General features: G+C 68.0%; 14 protein-coding genes. 1 reads left to right on the top strand and 13 read right to left on the bottom strand.

The features are described 5' to 3' along the window. Positions 1-3 precede the first annotated feature (3 nt). Complete coding sequence (locus EV560_RS16195; protein ID WP_131856835.1) at positions 4-1,044, bottom strand: zinc-dependent alcohol dehydrogenase; 1,041 nt, start codon at positions 1,042-1,044, stop codon at positions 4-6. Positions 1,045-1,201: 157 nt separating this feature from the next. Between EV560_RS16195 and EV560_RS16190 the strand changes: the two genes are divergently transcribed. Next, on the top strand, positions 1,202-2,158 hold the full coding sequence (locus EV560_RS16190; RefSeq protein WP_131856834.1) for a sugar-binding transcriptional regulator: 957 nt from the start codon (positions 1,202-1,204) through the stop codon (positions 2,156-2,158). Positions 2,159-2,222: 64 nt separating this feature from the next. On the opposite strand, the gene EV560_RS16185 is transcribed toward EV560_RS16190, so the two are convergent. From EV560_RS16185 to EV560_RS16130, 12 genes are all read right to left on the bottom strand, one after another. Beyond that, positions 2,223-2,951 (bottom strand): SDR family oxidoreductase, encoded by a 729-nt coding sequence (locus EV560_RS16185; protein ID WP_131856833.1) that lies wholly within the window; start codon positions 2,949-2,951, stop codon positions 2,223-2,225. After that, positions 2,948-4,603 carry an FGGY-family carbohydrate kinase gene (locus EV560_RS16180; RefSeq protein WP_131856832.1) on the bottom strand — a complete coding sequence of 552 codons (1,656 nt, stop codon included), beginning with the start codon at positions 4,601-4,603 and terminating at the stop codon, positions 2,948-2,950. The genes EV560_RS16185 and EV560_RS16180 overlap by 4 nt, the downstream gene beginning before the upstream one ends. Before the next feature lies 1 nt (position 4,604). Then, positions 4,605-6,044 (bottom strand): FAD-dependent oxidoreductase, encoded by a 1,440-nt coding sequence (locus EV560_RS16175; protein WP_131856831.1) that lies wholly within the window; start codon positions 6,042-6,044, stop codon positions 4,605-4,607. Positions 6,045-6,117: 73 nt separating this feature from the next. Continuing rightward, entirely contained in the window at positions 6,118-7,413 is a 1,296-nt protein-coding gene (locus EV560_RS16170; RefSeq protein ID WP_131856830.1) for an ABC transporter substrate-binding protein, read from the bottom strand. A 24-nt stretch (positions 7,414-7,437) separates the two neighbouring features. Then, entirely contained in the window at positions 7,438-8,271 is an 834-nt protein-coding gene (locus EV560_RS16165; protein WP_131856829.1) for a carbohydrate ABC transporter permease, read from the bottom strand. After that, on the bottom strand, positions 8,261-9,136 hold the full coding sequence (locus EV560_RS16160; RefSeq protein WP_248312079.1) for a carbohydrate ABC transporter permease: 876 nt from the start codon (positions 9,134-9,136) through the stop codon (positions 8,261-8,263). The genes EV560_RS16165 and EV560_RS16160 overlap by 11 nt, the downstream gene beginning before the upstream one ends. A 79-nt stretch (positions 9,137-9,215) precedes the next feature. Beyond that, entirely contained in the window at positions 9,216-10,313 is a 1,098-nt protein-coding gene (locus tag EV560_RS16155; protein WP_282568859.1) for a LacI family DNA-binding transcriptional regulator, read from the bottom strand. Between the two features lie 121 nt (positions 10,314-10,434). After that, positions 10,435-11,406 carry a DUF6925 family protein gene (locus tag EV560_RS16150; RefSeq protein ID WP_465247014.1) on the bottom strand — a complete coding sequence of 324 codons (972 nt, stop codon included), beginning with the start codon at positions 11,404-11,406 and terminating at the stop codon, positions 10,435-10,437. Beyond that, a complete protein-coding gene (locus EV560_RS16145) occupies positions 11,403-12,191 on the bottom strand; it encodes an ABC transporter ATP-binding protein (protein WP_131857251.1) in 789 nt (262 codons plus the stop codon). The genes EV560_RS16150 and EV560_RS16145 overlap by 4 nt, the downstream gene beginning before the upstream one ends. Beyond that, positions 12,191-13,129, bottom strand: coding sequence for a FecCD family ABC transporter permease (locus tag EV560_RS16140; protein ID WP_248312122.1), 939 nt, complete (start codon positions 13,127-13,129; stop codon positions 12,191-12,193). Before EV560_RS16140 ends, EV560_RS16145 begins: the two co-directional genes overlap by 1 nt. 83 nt (positions 13,130-13,212) lie before the next feature. Further along, positions 13,213-14,067 carry an ABC transporter substrate-binding protein gene (locus tag EV560_RS16135; RefSeq protein ID WP_248312078.1) on the bottom strand — a complete coding sequence of 285 codons (855 nt, stop codon included), beginning with the start codon at positions 14,065-14,067 and terminating at the stop codon, positions 13,213-13,215. Continuing rightward, positions 14,064-15,938, bottom strand: coding sequence for a TonB-dependent receptor plug domain-containing protein (locus EV560_RS16130; RefSeq protein ID WP_248312077.1), 1,875 nt, complete (start codon positions 15,936-15,938; stop codon positions 14,064-14,066). Before EV560_RS16130 ends, EV560_RS16135 begins: the two co-directional genes overlap by 4 nt. Positions 15,939-15,958: the final 20 nt, after the last annotated feature.

The raw sequence follows: 15,958 nt of genomic DNA, 5'->3' as shown, positions 1-15,958 counted from the left end.
GGTTCAACGCTGTTGGTCGGGCAGACCGCCCGGATAGATCATGCTCTTGACCATGCCGGCCTCGTTGGCGGCGTGCCGACGGAAGGCCGCCGGCCCCTCGGCAAGCGGAAAGCGATGGCTGACCACCGCCTCGACATCGACCTTGCCCTGCGCCACCAGGTCGATCGCGCGCGGATAGACATGGCCCATCCGGCGCGAGAACTTGATGTTGAGCGCGCGCCGGCGGGCTTCCGCGGCCGGGATCACGTAGCTGTCGCCATCGGGGATGCCGACCAGCACGACGCGGCCGCCGATGCGGGCGGCGCGGATCGCGTCGCGAAAGCCCTCGGGGGCATTGGTCGCCTCGATCACCAGCGGCAGGCCTTCGCCCTTCGTCCATTCGGCGATATCGGCGACGCTCGCGCCGGCCTTGCTGGCGCCCAGCCTGAGCGCAAGGTCACGGCGATGCGCCTGTGGATCGCAGGCGAGGATGTCTCCGACGCCGGCTGTCCGCAGCACCTGCAGAATCAGCAGGCCGATCGGGCCGCACCCGATCAGTGCCACCCGTTCGAGCAGGCGCGGCTTGGCCAGATCCACCGCATGGATCGCGACGCCGAGCGGCTCGAGCATCACGGCATCGCTTGGCGAGAAGCTCTGGGGCACGGCGACGATCTGCGATTTCGGCACCCAGATCCGCTCGGTCATCGCTCCGTCATGCGGGGGGGCGCCGATAAAGACGACGTCGGGGCAGAGATTGGGATGCCCGCTCCGGCAATGCTCGCAATGGCCGCAGGACTGGTTGGGGTCGACCGCGACGAGGGCGCCCTTGCCGAGGCCGAGTTCGGGCAGGTCCTCGGTCAGCCAGCCGCTGAATTCATGGCCGGGAACGAAGGGCGACGCGATGACGGCCGAGCCGATGCCGCCGTCCTTGTAATAGTGCAGGTCGCTGCCGCAGAGACCGACGGCGGCGACATCGAGCAGGGTTTCTCCCGGCACTCCCTCGCGCAGGTTGAATGGCGCGACGCGTGCGTCGCCTGCGGCGTGAAGGAAGACGGCATGGGACATGGGGCGCCGGCACTCGGTTCGCGAAAGGGCTTTTAACAGATGTATTTTCTAGTTTACATTGGTTCACGTCAAGCGTGAAGCCACGCGATGTCCCGTCGAACACCGAGCTGACCGCGCCGTGGCGCAGGCGGCCGCCCATCGCATCAGGATGCACATCATGGCGGAGGATCCGCAGACACAGGTTCGGGCCGCCTGGCTCTACTACAGGGAGGGGCTGACCCAGGCCGAGATCGCGGAGCGGCTGAAACTGACGCGACTGCGCGTCAACCGGCTCCTCGTCGAGGCGCGCGGCAGCGGGCTGGTGAACATCACGATCAATTCGGCGCTGGAGAGCTGTGTCCGGCTGGAACATGCGCTCGTCGCCGCCTTCGGCCTCAAGCATGCGATCGTCGTGCCGAGCCCGGCCGACCCCGGCCAGATCGCGGCCCAGATCGGCAAGGCAGCCGGCGAATTCGTCTCGGGGATCGTCGAGGAGAAGCCGTCCGGCATCTTCGGGGTCGGTTGGGGCGGCACCTTGCGGGAAACCGTCCGACATGTCCGGGCCGGACAGCATCGCGCTCTCGCGGTCACCTCGATGATGGGCGGGCTGACCTACGGCATCGAGATCAACACCTTCGAGATCGCCAGCCGTTTCGCGGGGCTCTGGGAGGCCGAATGCCACTATCTCGCGGCGCCGATCTATGCGGGCACGCCGCAATCGCGCGATACGATCCTGGCACAGGACGTGTTCGAGGCGGCCTTCGCCCGCATCCGGGCGACCGATGTCGCGATCCTCAGCGCGGGCGATCTCAGCGAACGTTCGCTCCTGATGCGCTACGGGCTGCCGGGAGATGTCGGCGCCGCCGAACTGGTCGAGGCCGGCGCGGTCGGCGACGTGCTCGGCCAGTTCATCGATCGGGACGGCCATTCCATCGCGCACCCGATCAATCGCCGCGCCATCGCCCTGCCGCTCGCCGAGCTCAGCCAGATACCGACCGTGATTCTTGCGTCCGGCGGGCTGAACAAGGCCGCGGTCATCGCAGCCAGCATGCGTTCCAGGCTGGCCTCGGTCCTCATCACCGACGAGGACACGGCGGCGGCCGTGCTGGCGAGCGCGGCGCCGGACCGCCCCTGAGGGTTGATTTGCCGGCTCGGGAATGCGCCGATCTGATCGGAGGGCGGTCAGATCGGATATGCCTCTAAAGGTCAGTGCTCTGCGGCAGGATCACGAGGTCGCGGATCGTGACGTTGCGGGGCCTCGTCAACATGAAATGCACGGCCTCGGCCACCTCTTCCGGCTCGATCAGGCCGCCGCGAGCCCGCTCCGCCTCGAGTTTCTCCTTGGGCCAATCGCTGATCAGAGCCGTCACGACGGGGCCGGGCAGGACCGCCCCGACGCGCAGGCCGTGCGGGATGACCTGACGGCGCAGCGTATGCACGAAGGCCTGCACGGCGTGTTTCGAAGCCGTGTAGACCGGCTCCCAGACCACGGGAACGACACCGGCCACCGAACTGGTGACCAGGATGTCCCCAGTCCTGCGTTCGATCATCTGCGGCAGCACGGCATGGATGCTGCGGAAGACCGCGTTGACATTGAGGTTCAGCATCCGGTCCCAGGCGTCGGGATCGCCCTCGCTCACGGGCCCGCCGACATAGGAGCCGGCATTGGCGTGAAAGATGTCGAGCGGACCTGCCTTGTCCTGGATCTGCGGCATCATTCCGGCGACGGAGGCCGGATCGGTCAGGTCGACGACGAGCGGGATCGCCTCGGGGCCGAGCTTTGCGCAGGCGCTAGCGAGGGCTTCGCCGTCGCGGTCGACGAGGACGACGCGCGCGCCGGCGGCGAGCAGCCGTTTTGCACAGGCAAGGCCGATTCCCGAGGCTGCACCGGTGATCGCAGCGGTTTTTCCGGTCAGGTCCTGGGTCACGTCGTGGTCTCCGATGGGGCGTCGAGCCGCGGGAGGCGCATCTGCTCGCGCGCCTGGCGTGCGGCAGCCTGCAGCGTTTCGAAAGCGGCAAGGCGCGCGGCGTGCAGTTGTGCGATCTCACCGCCGGTCGGGGTGAAGACGGTGGCGCTCGGCGCCATCGCGGCCATCGCCTCGGCCAGATCAGAAAAGCTCCCTGCCGCGCTCGCAGCGAGCATGGCCGAGCCGAGAAGCACGGGGTCGACCTCGCCGGGCACCAGCACCGGCAGTCCGGAACAATCCGCCAGCAATTGCCGGATCAGCGGCTGCCGCCCGGCGCCGCCGCTGAGCACGATCGCCTCGATCGTCGCGCTCTTGGCGCGGCTCGCCACGATGATCTGCCGCAAGCCGTAGCCGATTCCGGTCAGGCCGGCGACATAGAGCGCGACGAGATCGTCGAGACCGTGCCCCATGCCGAGCCCCGCGATCACGGCGCGCGCATGCGGGTCGGCATGGGGCGAGCGATTGCCGAGGAAGTCGGGCACGACGATCACCTCGCCGGCGAGGCGGGCGGCCTGCGAGGGTTCGGCTTCATGCCGGGCTGCCTGCGCGGCGAGCCAGTCGGGCAGGGAGAGACCCTCGGCTTCGGCCAGGCGCCGCGCCTCGGGCGTCGCGGGATGGAAGCCGATCAATTGCTCGATCGCCGCGCCGGCGCCGGACTGTCCGCCCTCATTGAGCCAGAGACCGGGAGCCATCGCCGCAAAGTAGGGTCCCCAGATTCCGGGGATGAAGATCGGCTCGCGGCTGCTCGCCATGGTGCAGGCCGAGGTGCCGAAGACATAGGCCATGCGGGTCAGGGCCGTGCCGTGCGGCGAGTGCACGCCGACCGAGCCGACGCCTCCGGCATGGGCGTCGATCAATCCGGCGGCAACAGCGGTGCCGGCTCTCAGGCCGAGCTCGACCGCGGCCTGTTCGGTCAGCCCGCGGCCGAGCGCGGTGCCACCCGGAACGATCTCCGTGCCGATCCGGGCGAAGCCGTCATCGGCGAGGTCCGCAAGGCCGATCTGGCGGAAATAGCCGGCATCCCAGCGCCCTTCATGGGCGAGATAGGTCCATTTGCAGGTCACGGTGCAGGTCGAGCGCGCCAGCGAGCCGCTGGCCCGCCAGGTCAGGAAATCCGCGAGATCGAAGAACTGCCAGGCCGCATCGTAGCTCGCCGGCAGGTTCTCCTTGAGCCAGAGCAGTTTCGGCGTCTCCATCTCCGGCGAGATCGTGCCGCCGACATAGGCCAGCACCGGATGGCCCGTGCTGTTGATGCGCTCGGCCTGCTCGGTCGCCCGGTGGTCCATCCAGACGATGATGTCCCGGCTGGAATCGCCATGGCGGCCGACCGGCAGCGGCGTCCCATTGGGCCCGAGCACGACGAGCGAACAGGTCGCGTCGAAGCCGATGCCGGCAATGGCATCCGGCGCCAGCGCGGCCAGCGCCATCGCCTCGCGCACGCTGGCGCAGACCGCCTGCCAGATATCCGCGCTCGACTGCTCGGCGATATCCGGGCCGTCCCGGTAGAGCGCGATGTCACGCCTGGCGGTCGCGACCATGCGGCCTTGCCGGTCGAAGATGCCGGCCCGGGCACTGCCGGTGCCGACATCGATCCCGATGACATGCTCGGCCATGTCAGGCCGCGGCACGGTTCGGCGGGCCGGCGCGGCTGCCGTCCGGGTTGCGCAGATAGACGCCGCGCTCGAGCTGCTGGCGGCGGAGCTCTTCGATGTCGATATCGGCCGGCGGGCGGTTGCCGCGGACCGAGATCTTGGCGGCACGGCCGGCGGCCTCACCCATCGCCATGCAGGTCGCCATGACGCGGATCGCGCCCATCGCCTCATGGGTGGCGGAGATGCTGCGCCCGGCGACCAGCAGATTGCCGATCTTCTGCGGCACCAGCGAGCGGTAGGGGATGTCGTAGCAGTCGCCGCACCAGATCAGCGTGCAGCCATCATCGGAGGGGCGGTGGATGTCGATCGGGTAGCTTGCGACAGCGACGGCGTCGTCGAAATGCTTGCAGGCGAGCACGTCCTCCTGCGTCATCACGTATTGGCCGATGATACGGCGCGTCTCGCGGATGCCGAGGAAGGGAGCCGTCTTGGTGAAATAGGCCTTCTCGAAGCCCGGCACGTAGTTCACGAGATAGGTGACGATGTCGTCGATCTGGGCGCGACCCTCGATCTCGCCCTTGGTCAGGCTGCGGGCATCGGTCCCATCCGTGCCCTTGACGCGGGTCATGTTGATCCAGACCTCGCCCTTCTTCAGGCCGGTGATGATGATGGTGCGCTCGTTCGGGATCTGCAGGCCGCGCTCGGCCTTGGCCTTGGCCATCAATTCGCGCAGGCCGACGACGATGAACTGGTGGTTCTGGCCGAAATACTCGGCCGGGATGAAATCGGTGAGATAGGTGCGTGCGGCCGGCGGCGCGTTGGCGATGGAGAGCCTGAGCGCATCGGTATCGACGCCGGCCAGGCAGAACATCAGGGTCGGCGGCTGCATGCCGCCATCGGCATTGCCCTTCTCGGTCGGCACGCCGGCGCTATAGGCGACGTCGGCATCGCCGCTGCAGTCGATCACGACCTTGGCGAGGAGGGCCGTGCGGCCGCTCTTGCTCTCGGTGATGACGCCGCGGATCGTGTCGTTCTCGACCAGCGCGCCGGCGAAGAAGGTGTAGAACAGGACGTCGACGCCGGCTTCGGTCAGCATTTCCAGCGCCACGGTCTTCACCGCCTCGGGCTCGACGAGCGTGATGCCCATATGCAGCGGGCAGGGCCGGTGCTCGCTCGCCCCGTCGCGCTCCTTGCGCAGCCGCTCGATGAATTTCTGCGGCAGCCCGTCGATGATCTGGTTGCCCTTCTGGCCGAGGAAGCCGAGCACCGGCAGGCCGATCGTCATATTGCCGCCGACGAAGCTGCGGCTCTCGATCAGCCCGACGCGCAGGCCGTCCTCGGCGGCAGCGAGCGCGGCCGTGAGGCCCGATGGACCGCCGCCGACGACGAGCACGTCGTATTCGGCCGAGACGGGGATGGAGCGTGCCGGCTCCTCGATGAAGCGGGTCGCAGCGGTCGACATGGCGAAGTTCCCTTGGAATGCGATGAGACAGGAATGTCTGCGGGGCAGGGCGCCCCGCAGAGCGAAACAGCGATCAGGCCGGCATCATCGGCTTGACGCGCTCGATGATGGCGGAGACGGCGTCCTTGACCGGCTTGCGGCCGAGCACGGCGAGCTGGACCTCCTCGAGGAAGGTCGCCTGGGCGCGGGCGGCCTCGGGGAAGGGCGGGAAGGCGCCGCGCGCCGTCGCCAGCACCTTGGCCTCGACCGCGGCGAGCGGGTTCTTCGCCTTCAGCCCCTCGTCGGCATAGGAGGAGACGCGCACCGGGCCGTTGCCGTTGATCGCCATGCCGAGCGTCACGCGCTTGCTCGACACCTCCCTGATGAAGCTCCAGGCCAGCGCCTTGTCCTTGGCGTTCTTGGGGATCGACATCGCCCAGGCCTCGACGACGGAGGCCATCGGCACCTTGCCCTTGATCGCGGCGGAGCCGGGGAACTCGACAGCCTTGATCTTGCCCGGGAACTTGCTCTGGTCAGCATTGTTGAGCTGCGCGCCGCGGGCGAAGGGCAGGACGGTGAAGGCGGCGCGGCCCTGCTGCAGCCAGGTGACCTGGTCGTCGTTCTTGGTCGTCGCGTAGCTGCGCGGCAGGCTGCCGGCCTCGAACATGCCGTGCAGGGCCGCTAGCCCCTGTTCCAGCGCCTCGCGGTTCGGCACCAGCTTGAGATCGGGGCTGATGAAGTCGCCGCCATAGGCGCGTGCGAACATCACCGGGAAGACCGCGAGGTCGCTCGCCAGCACCATGCCGGTGACGGGCGTGCCGGCCTTCGAGGTGAAGGTCGTCTTCTTCGCCTGCTCGATCAGCTCCTCCAGCGTCGCTGGCGGCGCCGGGATGCCGGCCTCCTCCAGCAGCGCCTCGTTGTAGAACAGGCCCTGCGTCGCGTGGCGGACGGGGATTCCGATCAGCTTGCCGTCGACGGTCATGCCCTGGACGAGGCCGGGGGCGATATCGCCGAAATCCTCGATCGCGTCCTGCTTCTGATAAGCGTCGAGCGGCTCGAACAATGCCGCGATCTGCGAGGTCGGCCGGTTGTCGATGAGATAGCCGACACCGTACTCGGTCTCCTTCAGGCTCGCCTCGCGGAAGAGCCGGTCCTGCAGCGGGTTCGAGTCGAAGGTGGTGAAGGCGATCTCGGCATCGTTGGCCTTGCGCCAACCCGCCATCAGGTCGCCGTCGCCGCTGCCGAGCACGGTCTGGTGGACCTTGTGGCTGAGCACGTTCAGCGTCTTGCCGGCGGCGAAAGCCGGCCTGACCGCAAGCGCTGCGGCGATCCCCGCGGAACCGGCGACGAATCCGCGCCGGGTAAGCCTGGTTTCCGGATATTTCGACATGGCTTCCTCCCTCTTTGTGGTTGGCTACCCCTTCGTTGAACCGGCGGTGAGGCCGGCCACGAGGTAGCGGTTCATGAAGACGACGAAGACGAGAACGGGCACGAGTTGCACCGTCGCGGCGGCGAAGAGGATCCCCCAGTCGACGCCGTCGATGGAGCCGATCATCTCGGAGATCACGAGGGGCGCGGTCTTGGCCTTCGTCGCGGTGAAGATGAAGGCGAAGAGGAACTCGTTCCAGGAGAAGACGATGACGAAGACCGCGACCGCGAGCACGCCGGGCATCGCCAGCGGGACGATGACCTTGCGCAGGATGGTCATGCGGCTGGCCCCGTCGATCGACGCGGCTTCGTCGAGCTCGCGCGGGATCTGGTCGATGAAGGTGCGCATCAGCACCGTGCCCAGCGAGACGAAGAAGGTCGCATAGAGCAGGATCAGCACGAGATGCGTGTCGCTGAGCCCGAGCGCATTGACGATCGGGAACAGCGGCAGCGTCACCACGATCGGCGGGATCAGCCGCACGATGATGAGCCCGAGCATACTCGTCCCGAGCCAGCGCCCGGAATTGCGCGAGTAGACATAGCCGGCGCAGGCGCTGGCGATGATGGCGAGCAATGTGGCGCCGACGGTGATCAGCAGGCTGTTCAGGAGCCCTTCGAAGAAGACGCCCCAGGAGCGCCAGAGCTCGACATAGTGCTTCAGCGTCGGGGTGAAGAGCCATTTCGCCGGCACGGCGAAAATGTCCTGCCCCGGCTTCAGCGACGACAGCGCGATGAACAGGATCGGGAACAGCGACCAGAACAGGATTGCGGCGACGGCGAGTGTCTTGCCGGCCCCGACGAGGAGGCGTTCAGTGCGCATGGGCAAGCCCTCCGCGCCTGAGCAGGTAGACATAGGCGCCTGCGAGCAGCAGCGAGATCACCACCATGATCCAGGCGGTCGCGGCCGCCGATCCGAAGGCGTTGAAGCTGAAGGCCTCCTGATAGAGGTAGATCGCCACCACCTCGGTCGAGCGCGCCGGGCCGCCCTTGGTCAGCAGCCAGGCTTCCGAGAACAGGCGGAAGGCGAAGATGTAGCGGAAGAGCAGGGCGATCAGCATCGCCGGGCCGAGCAGCGGCAGAGTCACGCGCCGAAACGCCTGCCAGCGCGTCGCGCCGTCGATCCGCGCGGCCTCGAACAGCTCGGCGGGAATGGCGAGGCGCGCTGCATAGACGATGATGAAGGTGAAGGGCAGGTGCAGCCAGATCGTCAGCAGGCCGATCAGGACCATCGCGTGCGACGGCTCGAAGGTCCAGTCGAGCGTCGGCAGGCTGAGCGCGCGGAGAGCCAGCGTGACCGGCCCGGCATCGGGATCGAACAGGAAGCGCCACATCACCACGGCCGTGACCTCGCTGACGGCGTAGGGTGCGAGCACGGCGACGAGCAGGAAGCGCCGGAAGGGCAGGCCGCTGGCGAAGAGCAGGGCCATGCCGAGACCGATGGCGAGCTCGAGATGCACGGCCACGACGACGAGGACGACCGTGTTCAGCAGCGCGCTGTGGAAAGCCGGATCGGTGAGGACGCGCCAATAGTTCTGCAGGCCGACGAAGCTCGGCGCCTGGCCGAAGCTCGAGCTGTTCAGGCTCAGCCAGACGACATAGAGCGACGGCAGCACGATCACGCTCAGGACGAGCAGATGGACCGGCGCCAGCAGCGGCAATATCCGTGCCGTTCTTCCTAGTTGCACTCTTTCCTCCAGAACCTCATTCGCTCCGGGCTCTGACGGCCCGGTGGCTCGGACGCAGCGCGTCCGCAGTCGGTGTTCGTCAGTGCACCGCCTTGGGCGAGGCGGTCGGTCTCTCCGGGTTGGGAAGCGGGTCGGGGTTGCGAGCCTCGCTGCCATCAGCCGCGGGCGCGGCGAGATCGCGCACGGAGTCGCGAACCTGCAGGCTCGTCTGCAGCACGGAACGGTCGGGCGGCGCCTGGTCCCCGGACATGCGGGCGCGCAGGCGGCGCCAGGCCACGTCGGCGATCTCGGCAATCGGCTGGCGGATCGCGGTGAGGCCGGTCTTGCGGGCGCTCATCCAGGGATAGTCGTCGAAGCCGACCACCGAGACCGGATCGGGAATGTCGATCCGCAGCCGCGCCAGCGCCGACAGCGTGCTCAGGGTCGTGACGTTGGTGAGCGCGATCACGGCGCTCGGTTGAGGGTGCCGTTCGAGCCAGTGCAGGAAGGTCGCAGCGCCGCGGTCGGCATTCGAGCCGAGCTCGACGACGGTCGGCTCCTTGCCGCTCGCAGCCTTGATCAGCTCGCAGGCACCGCGGATACGTTCGCGGATCGGGGAGATGCCGAGGCTGGAGGCGGTGACGACGATGTCACGATGCCCCTTGGAGAGCAGGTGGCGCGCCGCGATCTCGCCCGCCTCGCGGTTGTCGATCGCCACCGTGTCGACGACCGATCCCTCCGGCGGAACGCGGTCGGCGAAGACGATCGGCAGCCGCCCGACCTCGCCGCGCAGCACGTCCGGAACCGCATCGGAGCAGGGGACGGCGATCAGCCCCGATGGGCGCCAGGCGAGCAATGTGCGCAGCCGCGACTGCTCCAGCCCGAGATCGTCGCGCGAGCTGGCGACGAGGATGTCGTAGCCGTCCTTTTGCGCCAGCACCTCGAGCTGCGAGACGAGCGAGGTGAAGAAGACGTCGTCGAGATCGGGGACCAGCACGCCGACAACCCGCGCCTGGCCCGAACGCAGCTGCGAAGCCGCCCGGTCCACCTGATAGGCGAGCTCTTCCGCAGCTTTCAGGACGCGCTCGCGCAGCTCGGCATTCACCGGCTTGTTGCCGCTGAAAACGTTCGAGACGGTCGCGGTGGACACGCCGGCGCGCGCTGCGACATCCCGGATCGTTACGCGTGCACCGTGCATCGCCATCCCGTTAAACGTTTTACAGTAAAACGTTTAACGCTGCCGCTGATCGATTGCAAGAGCTTTCGGCGGGGCTGATCCGGGAAGCGCTTGGCAGGCGTCTCGACGCGTGTGATCCGCTCTATTCTCTGGACGGTTCGTTATCCGCGGCGTTACCGACCACGGGGAGCGCGGTTCTTGCTTCCGCCAGCTGGCAGCGAGCGACCTTGAGCGCATGCCGGGCAAATTTGTCGGCTGGGATCGGGAACGCGTCCGGCTCCCGGCCATCCTGGACCCAGGCGGCGAAGCGTGATTTGAGGTCGGCCAGGCCAGCATCGCCGTAACGCGCCAGCAAATCCTGAAACCGCCGATGGGCTCCGTCGTCCCAAGCCCTCCGTCGCCCCATCGCATCCTTGAGCGGATGCGCGGGCACGACATGCGCGAAGGGGACAAGGTCATCCGGCATGGGCTCGGTTGCGGCATGTGTGCGCCCGCCGGCCAGCAATTTCGGCAGGAGATGAGTATGCGGCCCCTCCGGGCTCTTGCCGTCGGCGGGTGGTATCGGCTGGAAGACTTCGCAGCGCCCGGCGCGAGCGATGAAGACGCGGTGCGGACCTGCCGCGAGGATCGCGCCGATCGCGGGGTTGCCGGCTTCGAACAATGATCTGCCTTCGGCCGCGCGCAACGTCCCGATCAGGCCGGGATCGCTGGCGCGGATGCAGATATCGACCTGCAACGTGCCAAGCCCCATGTCGAACAGGATGCCGTCACGATCCTGGATCCGGAGCGCTTCGCGATCGGGGCCGAGCTCGCTGAGGACGGTGCGCTGGCTCATCGCGCAGCTTTCGCCGGGCAGGCATAATGCGACGCGATGGCTCCAGCTCTGGCCCACGGCCGTCTCCGAGGCGAACGGCCGGACCTGCGTGAGATCAGCGAAGACGATGCCGCCGCGATCCGTCACGGCAGCGAGGCGGCCGGGCTGGTCGATGAGAGCGACCGGCTCGCCCGGATCGCGCATGAACTCGGCGATGGCGCCGAATGTGCCGAGAGACCATTGCGTGGTCTCGGTGAGAAGCTGGTCGCGGAGCAGCGCCCGCACATCCCCGGCGGTCATCGGGCGACCTTTCCCTGATCGAGCGGTTGCCAGGGCAGCACGAAGCTCTCGCCGTCGCGGCTGCCACGGGTGACGTCGATGCCGAAGGCGAGGCCGAGCTGCTCGTCGCCGAGCACCTCGTCCGGCGCGCCATTGGCGAGGATGCGGCCGTCGTGAAGCAGGATGATCTCGTCGCAGAACCTGCTGGCGAGGGTGAGGTCGTGCAGAACGACGACGACGCCGGTTCCGGCAAGGGCAGTCCGCCTGAGCAGCGCCATCGCCTCGAGCTCGTGGCGGGGATCGAGCCCGGCCAGAGGCTCGTCGGCGAGCAGCATCTCGGCTTCGACCGCGAGTGCGCGCGCCAATAGCACGCGCATGCGCTCGCCCCCGGAGAGCGAGTCGAGCGTGCGGTCGCGGAACGCCGTCGTATCGGTTGCCGCCATGGCGCGCTCGATTGCGGCATGATCCGCTTCGCTCAGATCGGCAAAGGGGTGGCGATGCGGCAGGCGCCCGAGTGCGACGACGGCCTCGGCCCGCATTTGCCAATGCACGGCGCCGCCCTGGCTGAGGAAGGCGATCCGCCGCGCCAGGGCCTTGCGGCCGATGGCTTGGGCGGGCTCGCGATCGTAGAGCACGCTGCCCGCGTGCGGGAGGAGGTTCGCCAGGATGCGCAGCAAAGTGGTCTTGCCGGCGCCGTTGGCTCCGATCAGGCCGACGATCTGCCCCGTCCTCAGCGTGAGATCGATGCCGCGCAGGATCGGCCTGCCGGCAAGCGCGATGGCGATGTCCTTGGCTTCGATCAGCATCACGCTTCCCGCCTCAGGCGATAGATCAAGCTGAACAGGAACGGCGCACCGATCAGCGCGGTGACGACGCCGAGCTTCAATTCCGGGCGGATCGGCAGCAGGCGCAAGGCCGTGTCGGCCGCGAGCAGCAGGATGGCGCCGCCAAAGCCGCTCGCCAGCAGCAGCCGGCCCGGCCGGTGCCCGACGAAGGGGCGCAGCAGGTGCGGCACGACGAGGCCGACGAAACCGATCGCGCCGGTGACGGCGACGGCGCTGCCGACGCTGAGCGCCGCGCCGCCGATCAGCCGGGCGCGCAGCCAATTGAGGTCGAAGCCGAGGCTGCGCGCGGTGTCTTCCCCGAGCGTGAGCCCGTCGAGCGCAGGGGCGCAGGAGAGCAGCAGGGCCCAGCCCAGCAGCATCAGCGGCAACACCAGCCAGACATGGGCGAGGCTCCGATCGGCCAGCGACCCCATCAGCCAGAACACGATCTCCAGCGCCGCATAGGGGTTGGGGGCGAGATTGAGCGCGAGCGCGGTCATGGCGCCTGCAAAGCTGTTGATCGCCACGCCTGCAAGGATCAGCGTCATCGTCCCGGCGCCGCGACCGACGAAGGCGTAAAGCAGCAGCACCGCGAGGATGGCGCCGGCAATGCCGCCGAGCGGCAGCGCGAGTGCAAAGGCTCCGGCAAAGCCGGAATAGAACACCACGACCGCACCGAAGGCGGCCGCGCTCGAAATCCCCACGATTCCGGGCTCGGCCAGCGGGTTGCGCAGCAGCCCCTGCATCGCCGCGCCGGCCATGCCGAGGCTGAACCCGACCAGGGCGCCGAGCACGGCGCGCGGCAGCCTCAGCTCGACCAGCACGAGCGCTTCCAGAGTCTGGCGTCCGGCGAGCCAATCGGCCAGGGCCATGCCGAGGTCGAGCCGGGCATAGCCGATGGCGAGCGAGACGAAGGTCATGGCGAGGGTCGCCAGGGCCAACAGCCCGACCAGGCGCCAGTAGCCGGCGCGGCCGGACCGGACGGCCGGTGCAGGAAGGCTGCTCATGGTGTGTTCCTTGCCGGAGGCACCGCGTCCATCAACAGCTCGATCGCATCGACCACGGCGGGGCCGGCGCAGGTCCAGAGCTTTGCGGGCAGCGCGACGATCTTCAGCCGATCGCCGAGGCGCGTCAGCACGGGATGATGCAGGATTTCATGCGCCAGCGAGGGCGGGCCGTCCGGCGTCGTGTTGAGGATGAGGATATCCGCCCGTCCGAGCGCGACGGTCTCCAGTGCGATCTGACCGTAATTGTCGATGCCCAGCTCGGCGGCCAGATTGACGAAGCCGGCGGTGGACAGGATTTCGTCGACCAGCGAGCCCCGCCCGGTGGTGAAGCCGTTCGGCCGCAGCACGATCGCCTTTGGCTGCGTGGCGCCGCGTCGCCCGGCCAGCGCCGCGAGCCTCCTGTCGATCTCGGCGACGAGCGCCTGTCCGCGCTCGGGCTCGCCGAGCAGGGCGGCCATCTCGATGATCTGGGCCCGCATCTCCGCGAGATTGCGCGGCACGCCGAATTCGCGGACCGGCGCGCCGACGCGCTGCAACAGCGCGACGGTGCTGCGGGTCGTATAGGCGCCGACGACGACAAGGTCGGGCTTCAGCGCCAGGACCTCCTCGACCAGCCCGTGATTGGCCGGGATGGCGCGGGCGAGCTCCGCCATGTTGGCGTTGGCAGGGTCCTGCGCCAGCCAGGTCACCGAGGCGATATGCCCCGGCGAGGCCAGCCGCAGCACGAGTTCGTCCGTGCACATGTTGAGAGAGACGATGCGTTGCGGCTGCTCGCCCGCCTGCGCCGCACCGATGATGATCCATGCCAGCGCCGCCGCGCGCATGATGGTCGAGATGCCGCGCCGCTTCATCCGCCCAGTGCCACCTTCACACCGCCGAAGGCGCCGAAGCCGGGCACCAGGAAGCCGACCGGGTTCTCCCAGCTTTTGTCGAAGAGATTGTCGATCCGCCCGAAGATCGTGACCCGCTCGGTCGCCTTGTACTCCGCGGCGAGGTTGACCAGCGTCGCGTCCTTGGCGCGCAGGCGCGGGACCGAGAAGTCGCGGTTTCCATCGACCCAGGGGCCGACATAGAGCAAGGTCGCGGAGAGGGTGAGCTTTTCCATCGGCATCCAGGTCGCGGTCAAGCTGGCCTTGTGCCGCGGCCGGCGCAACAGCTCCTGCCGCGCGATCTCATCCTTCGCCAGCGTGAAGGTGTAGTCCGCCCGGATCTTGAACTCGGGCGACAGCTCCAGTGCGGCGAAGGCCTCGACGCCCTTCGTCTGGGCCTTGCCGACATTGGCGTAGGAATTGCGCGCCGCGTTGGTGACGATCAGGTTCTCGATGTCGTTCTCGAACCAGGTCGCGCCGAACTGGAGGCGCCTGTCGAACAGCGGCTGCTCGAAGCCGATATCCCAGCCGCGGCTCTCCTCCGGCTTGAGATTGGGATTGCCGAAGAAATTGAAGGCCGGCCGGCTGTCGCTGAAGAGCTCGCTCAGGGTCGGCGCCTTGAAGCCGGTGCCATAGCTCGCCTTCAGCTTGGTCTCGCTGCCCGGCACGAGGAAGGCCGGCGCGACCCGATAGGTGGTATGGCCGCCATAGCTGTCGTCGTCGTCGCGGCGGATATTCGCGGCCAGGAAGAAGCGGTCGGCGATATTGCCCTGGTACTCGAGGAAGGCCGCTTTATTGCCGTTGGAGCCGGTCAGCGCGGCCGTGTCGAGCCGCTCGCGCTCATATTGCAGGCCCATGACGAGCATATGCCCCTTGGCGAGTTCGAGGTCGCCGCGCCAGTCGACCTTGCTGCGCTCACCGAGATTCTCCGTCGGACGACCGAGGATACCGAAGGCGTTGGGCGAGCGGTTGGAGCGGTCCTGGTTAGAATAGGAGACGCCGAAGCGGTTGACAAAGCGCCCGCCGAGCGGATCCCAGACCACTTCGCCGCGCGTGAAGGTCTGCGCGTAGTTCTGGAGCGCGCGATAAGGCGTCGGGCGGCCGGGGAAGCCACTATCGTAGGTCGACTGGAACTGCCCGTCCGTATAGCGCCCAGCCCAGTTGAGGCTAAGCGTGTCGGTCAGGGCGAAGCCGACCCGCCCGGAATAGGTGTAGTTGTCATAGGCGTTCGGCGTCACCCGGACGCCGGGCGGGATCAGGTTCGACGGCACGGAATCCGTCGCTTCCGTCCGCATATGGGCGACGTTGAAGGCGTAGTTGAAACGGTCGTCGCCGCCGCCGAAGCCGGCCGCCTGGTTGAAGGTGCCATGCGAGCCGGCCTCGACGCGTCCGGTCATCCTCGGCGGTCCCTCACCGCGCCTGGTTGTGATCGAGATGACGCCGCCGAGCGCATTGGCGCCGTAAAGGCCGCTCTGCGGGCCGCGCAGCACTTCGATACGCTCAATATCGTCCGTCAGCATCGAGCCGAAGTCGAAGGAGCGGTTCGGGGTCGAGGGATCGTTCGCCTCGATGCCATCGATCAGCACCTTGACATGGTTCGAATTGGTACCGCGCATGAAGACGGAGGTCTGTCCGCCCGGGCCGCCGATCTGGACGATATTGAGCCCGGGCACCGTGGCGAGCGCCTGCGGCAAGGTCCGGCGCTGCTGCTGCTCGATCTCCCTTGCGGTGATGACGGTGACGGAGCTGGCGATCTCTCTGGCCGGGGTCGGCACGCCGGTCGGGCTGACCACGATCTCGTCGAGTGCGATCGGCTGATCGGCAGGCTGCGCGAGAGCGGGGAGGGGGCGCAATGCTGTCGAGATGGCGAGGA

Origin of the sequence: Allobosea sp. BK604 (assembly GCF_004341515.1) — a bacterium.
Classification (GTDB): domain Bacteria; phylum Pseudomonadota; class Alphaproteobacteria; order Rhizobiales; family Beijerinckiaceae; genus Allobosea.
This window is presented reverse-complemented; position numbering and strand designations above follow the sequence as displayed.

What these genes read in the sequence shown, in the direction of transcription:
- EV560_RS16190 (WP_131856834.1), top strand. Translation starts at nt 1,202, where the DNA reads ATGGCGGAGGATCCGCAGACACAGGTTCGGGCCGCCTGGCTCTACTAC.
- EV560_RS16145 (WP_131857251.1), bottom strand. Translation starts at nt 12,191, where the DNA reads ATGCTGATCGAAGCCAAGGACATCGCCATCGCGCTTGCCGGCAGGCCG.
- EV560_RS16140 (WP_248312122.1), bottom strand. Translation starts at nt 13,129, where the DNA reads ATGACCTTCGTCTCGCTCGCCATCGGCTATGCCCGGCTCGACCTCGGC.
- EV560_RS16180 (WP_131856832.1), bottom strand. Translation starts at nt 4,603, where the DNA reads ATGGCCGAGCATGTCATCGGGATCGATGTCGGCACCGGCAGTGCCCGG.
- EV560_RS16195 (WP_131856835.1), bottom strand. Translation starts at nt 1,044, where the DNA reads ATGTCCCATGCCGTCTTCCTTCACGCCGCAGGCGACGCACGCGTCGCG.
- EV560_RS16175 (WP_131856831.1), bottom strand. Translation starts at nt 6,044, where the DNA reads ATGTCGACCGCTGCGACCCGCTTCATCGAGGAGCCGGCACGCTCCATC.
- EV560_RS16135 (WP_248312078.1), bottom strand. Translation starts at nt 14,067, where the DNA reads ATGAAGCGGCGCGGCATCTCGACCATCATGCGCGCGGCGGCGCTGGCA.
- EV560_RS16165 (WP_131856829.1), bottom strand. Translation starts at nt 8,271, where the DNA reads ATGCGCACTGAACGCCTCCTCGTCGGGGCCGGCAAGACACTCGCCGTC.
- EV560_RS16155 (WP_282568859.1), bottom strand. Translation starts at nt 10,313, where the DNA reads ATGCACGGTGCACGCGTAACGATCCGGGATGTCGCAGCGCGCGCCGGC.
- EV560_RS16170 (WP_131856830.1), bottom strand. Translation starts at nt 7,413, where the DNA reads ATGTCGAAATATCCGGAAACCAGGCTTACCCGGCGCGGATTCGTCGCC.
- EV560_RS16150 (WP_465247014.1), bottom strand. Translation starts at nt 11,406, where the DNA reads ATGACCGCCGGGGATGTGCGGGCGCTGCTCCGCGACCAGCTTCTCACC.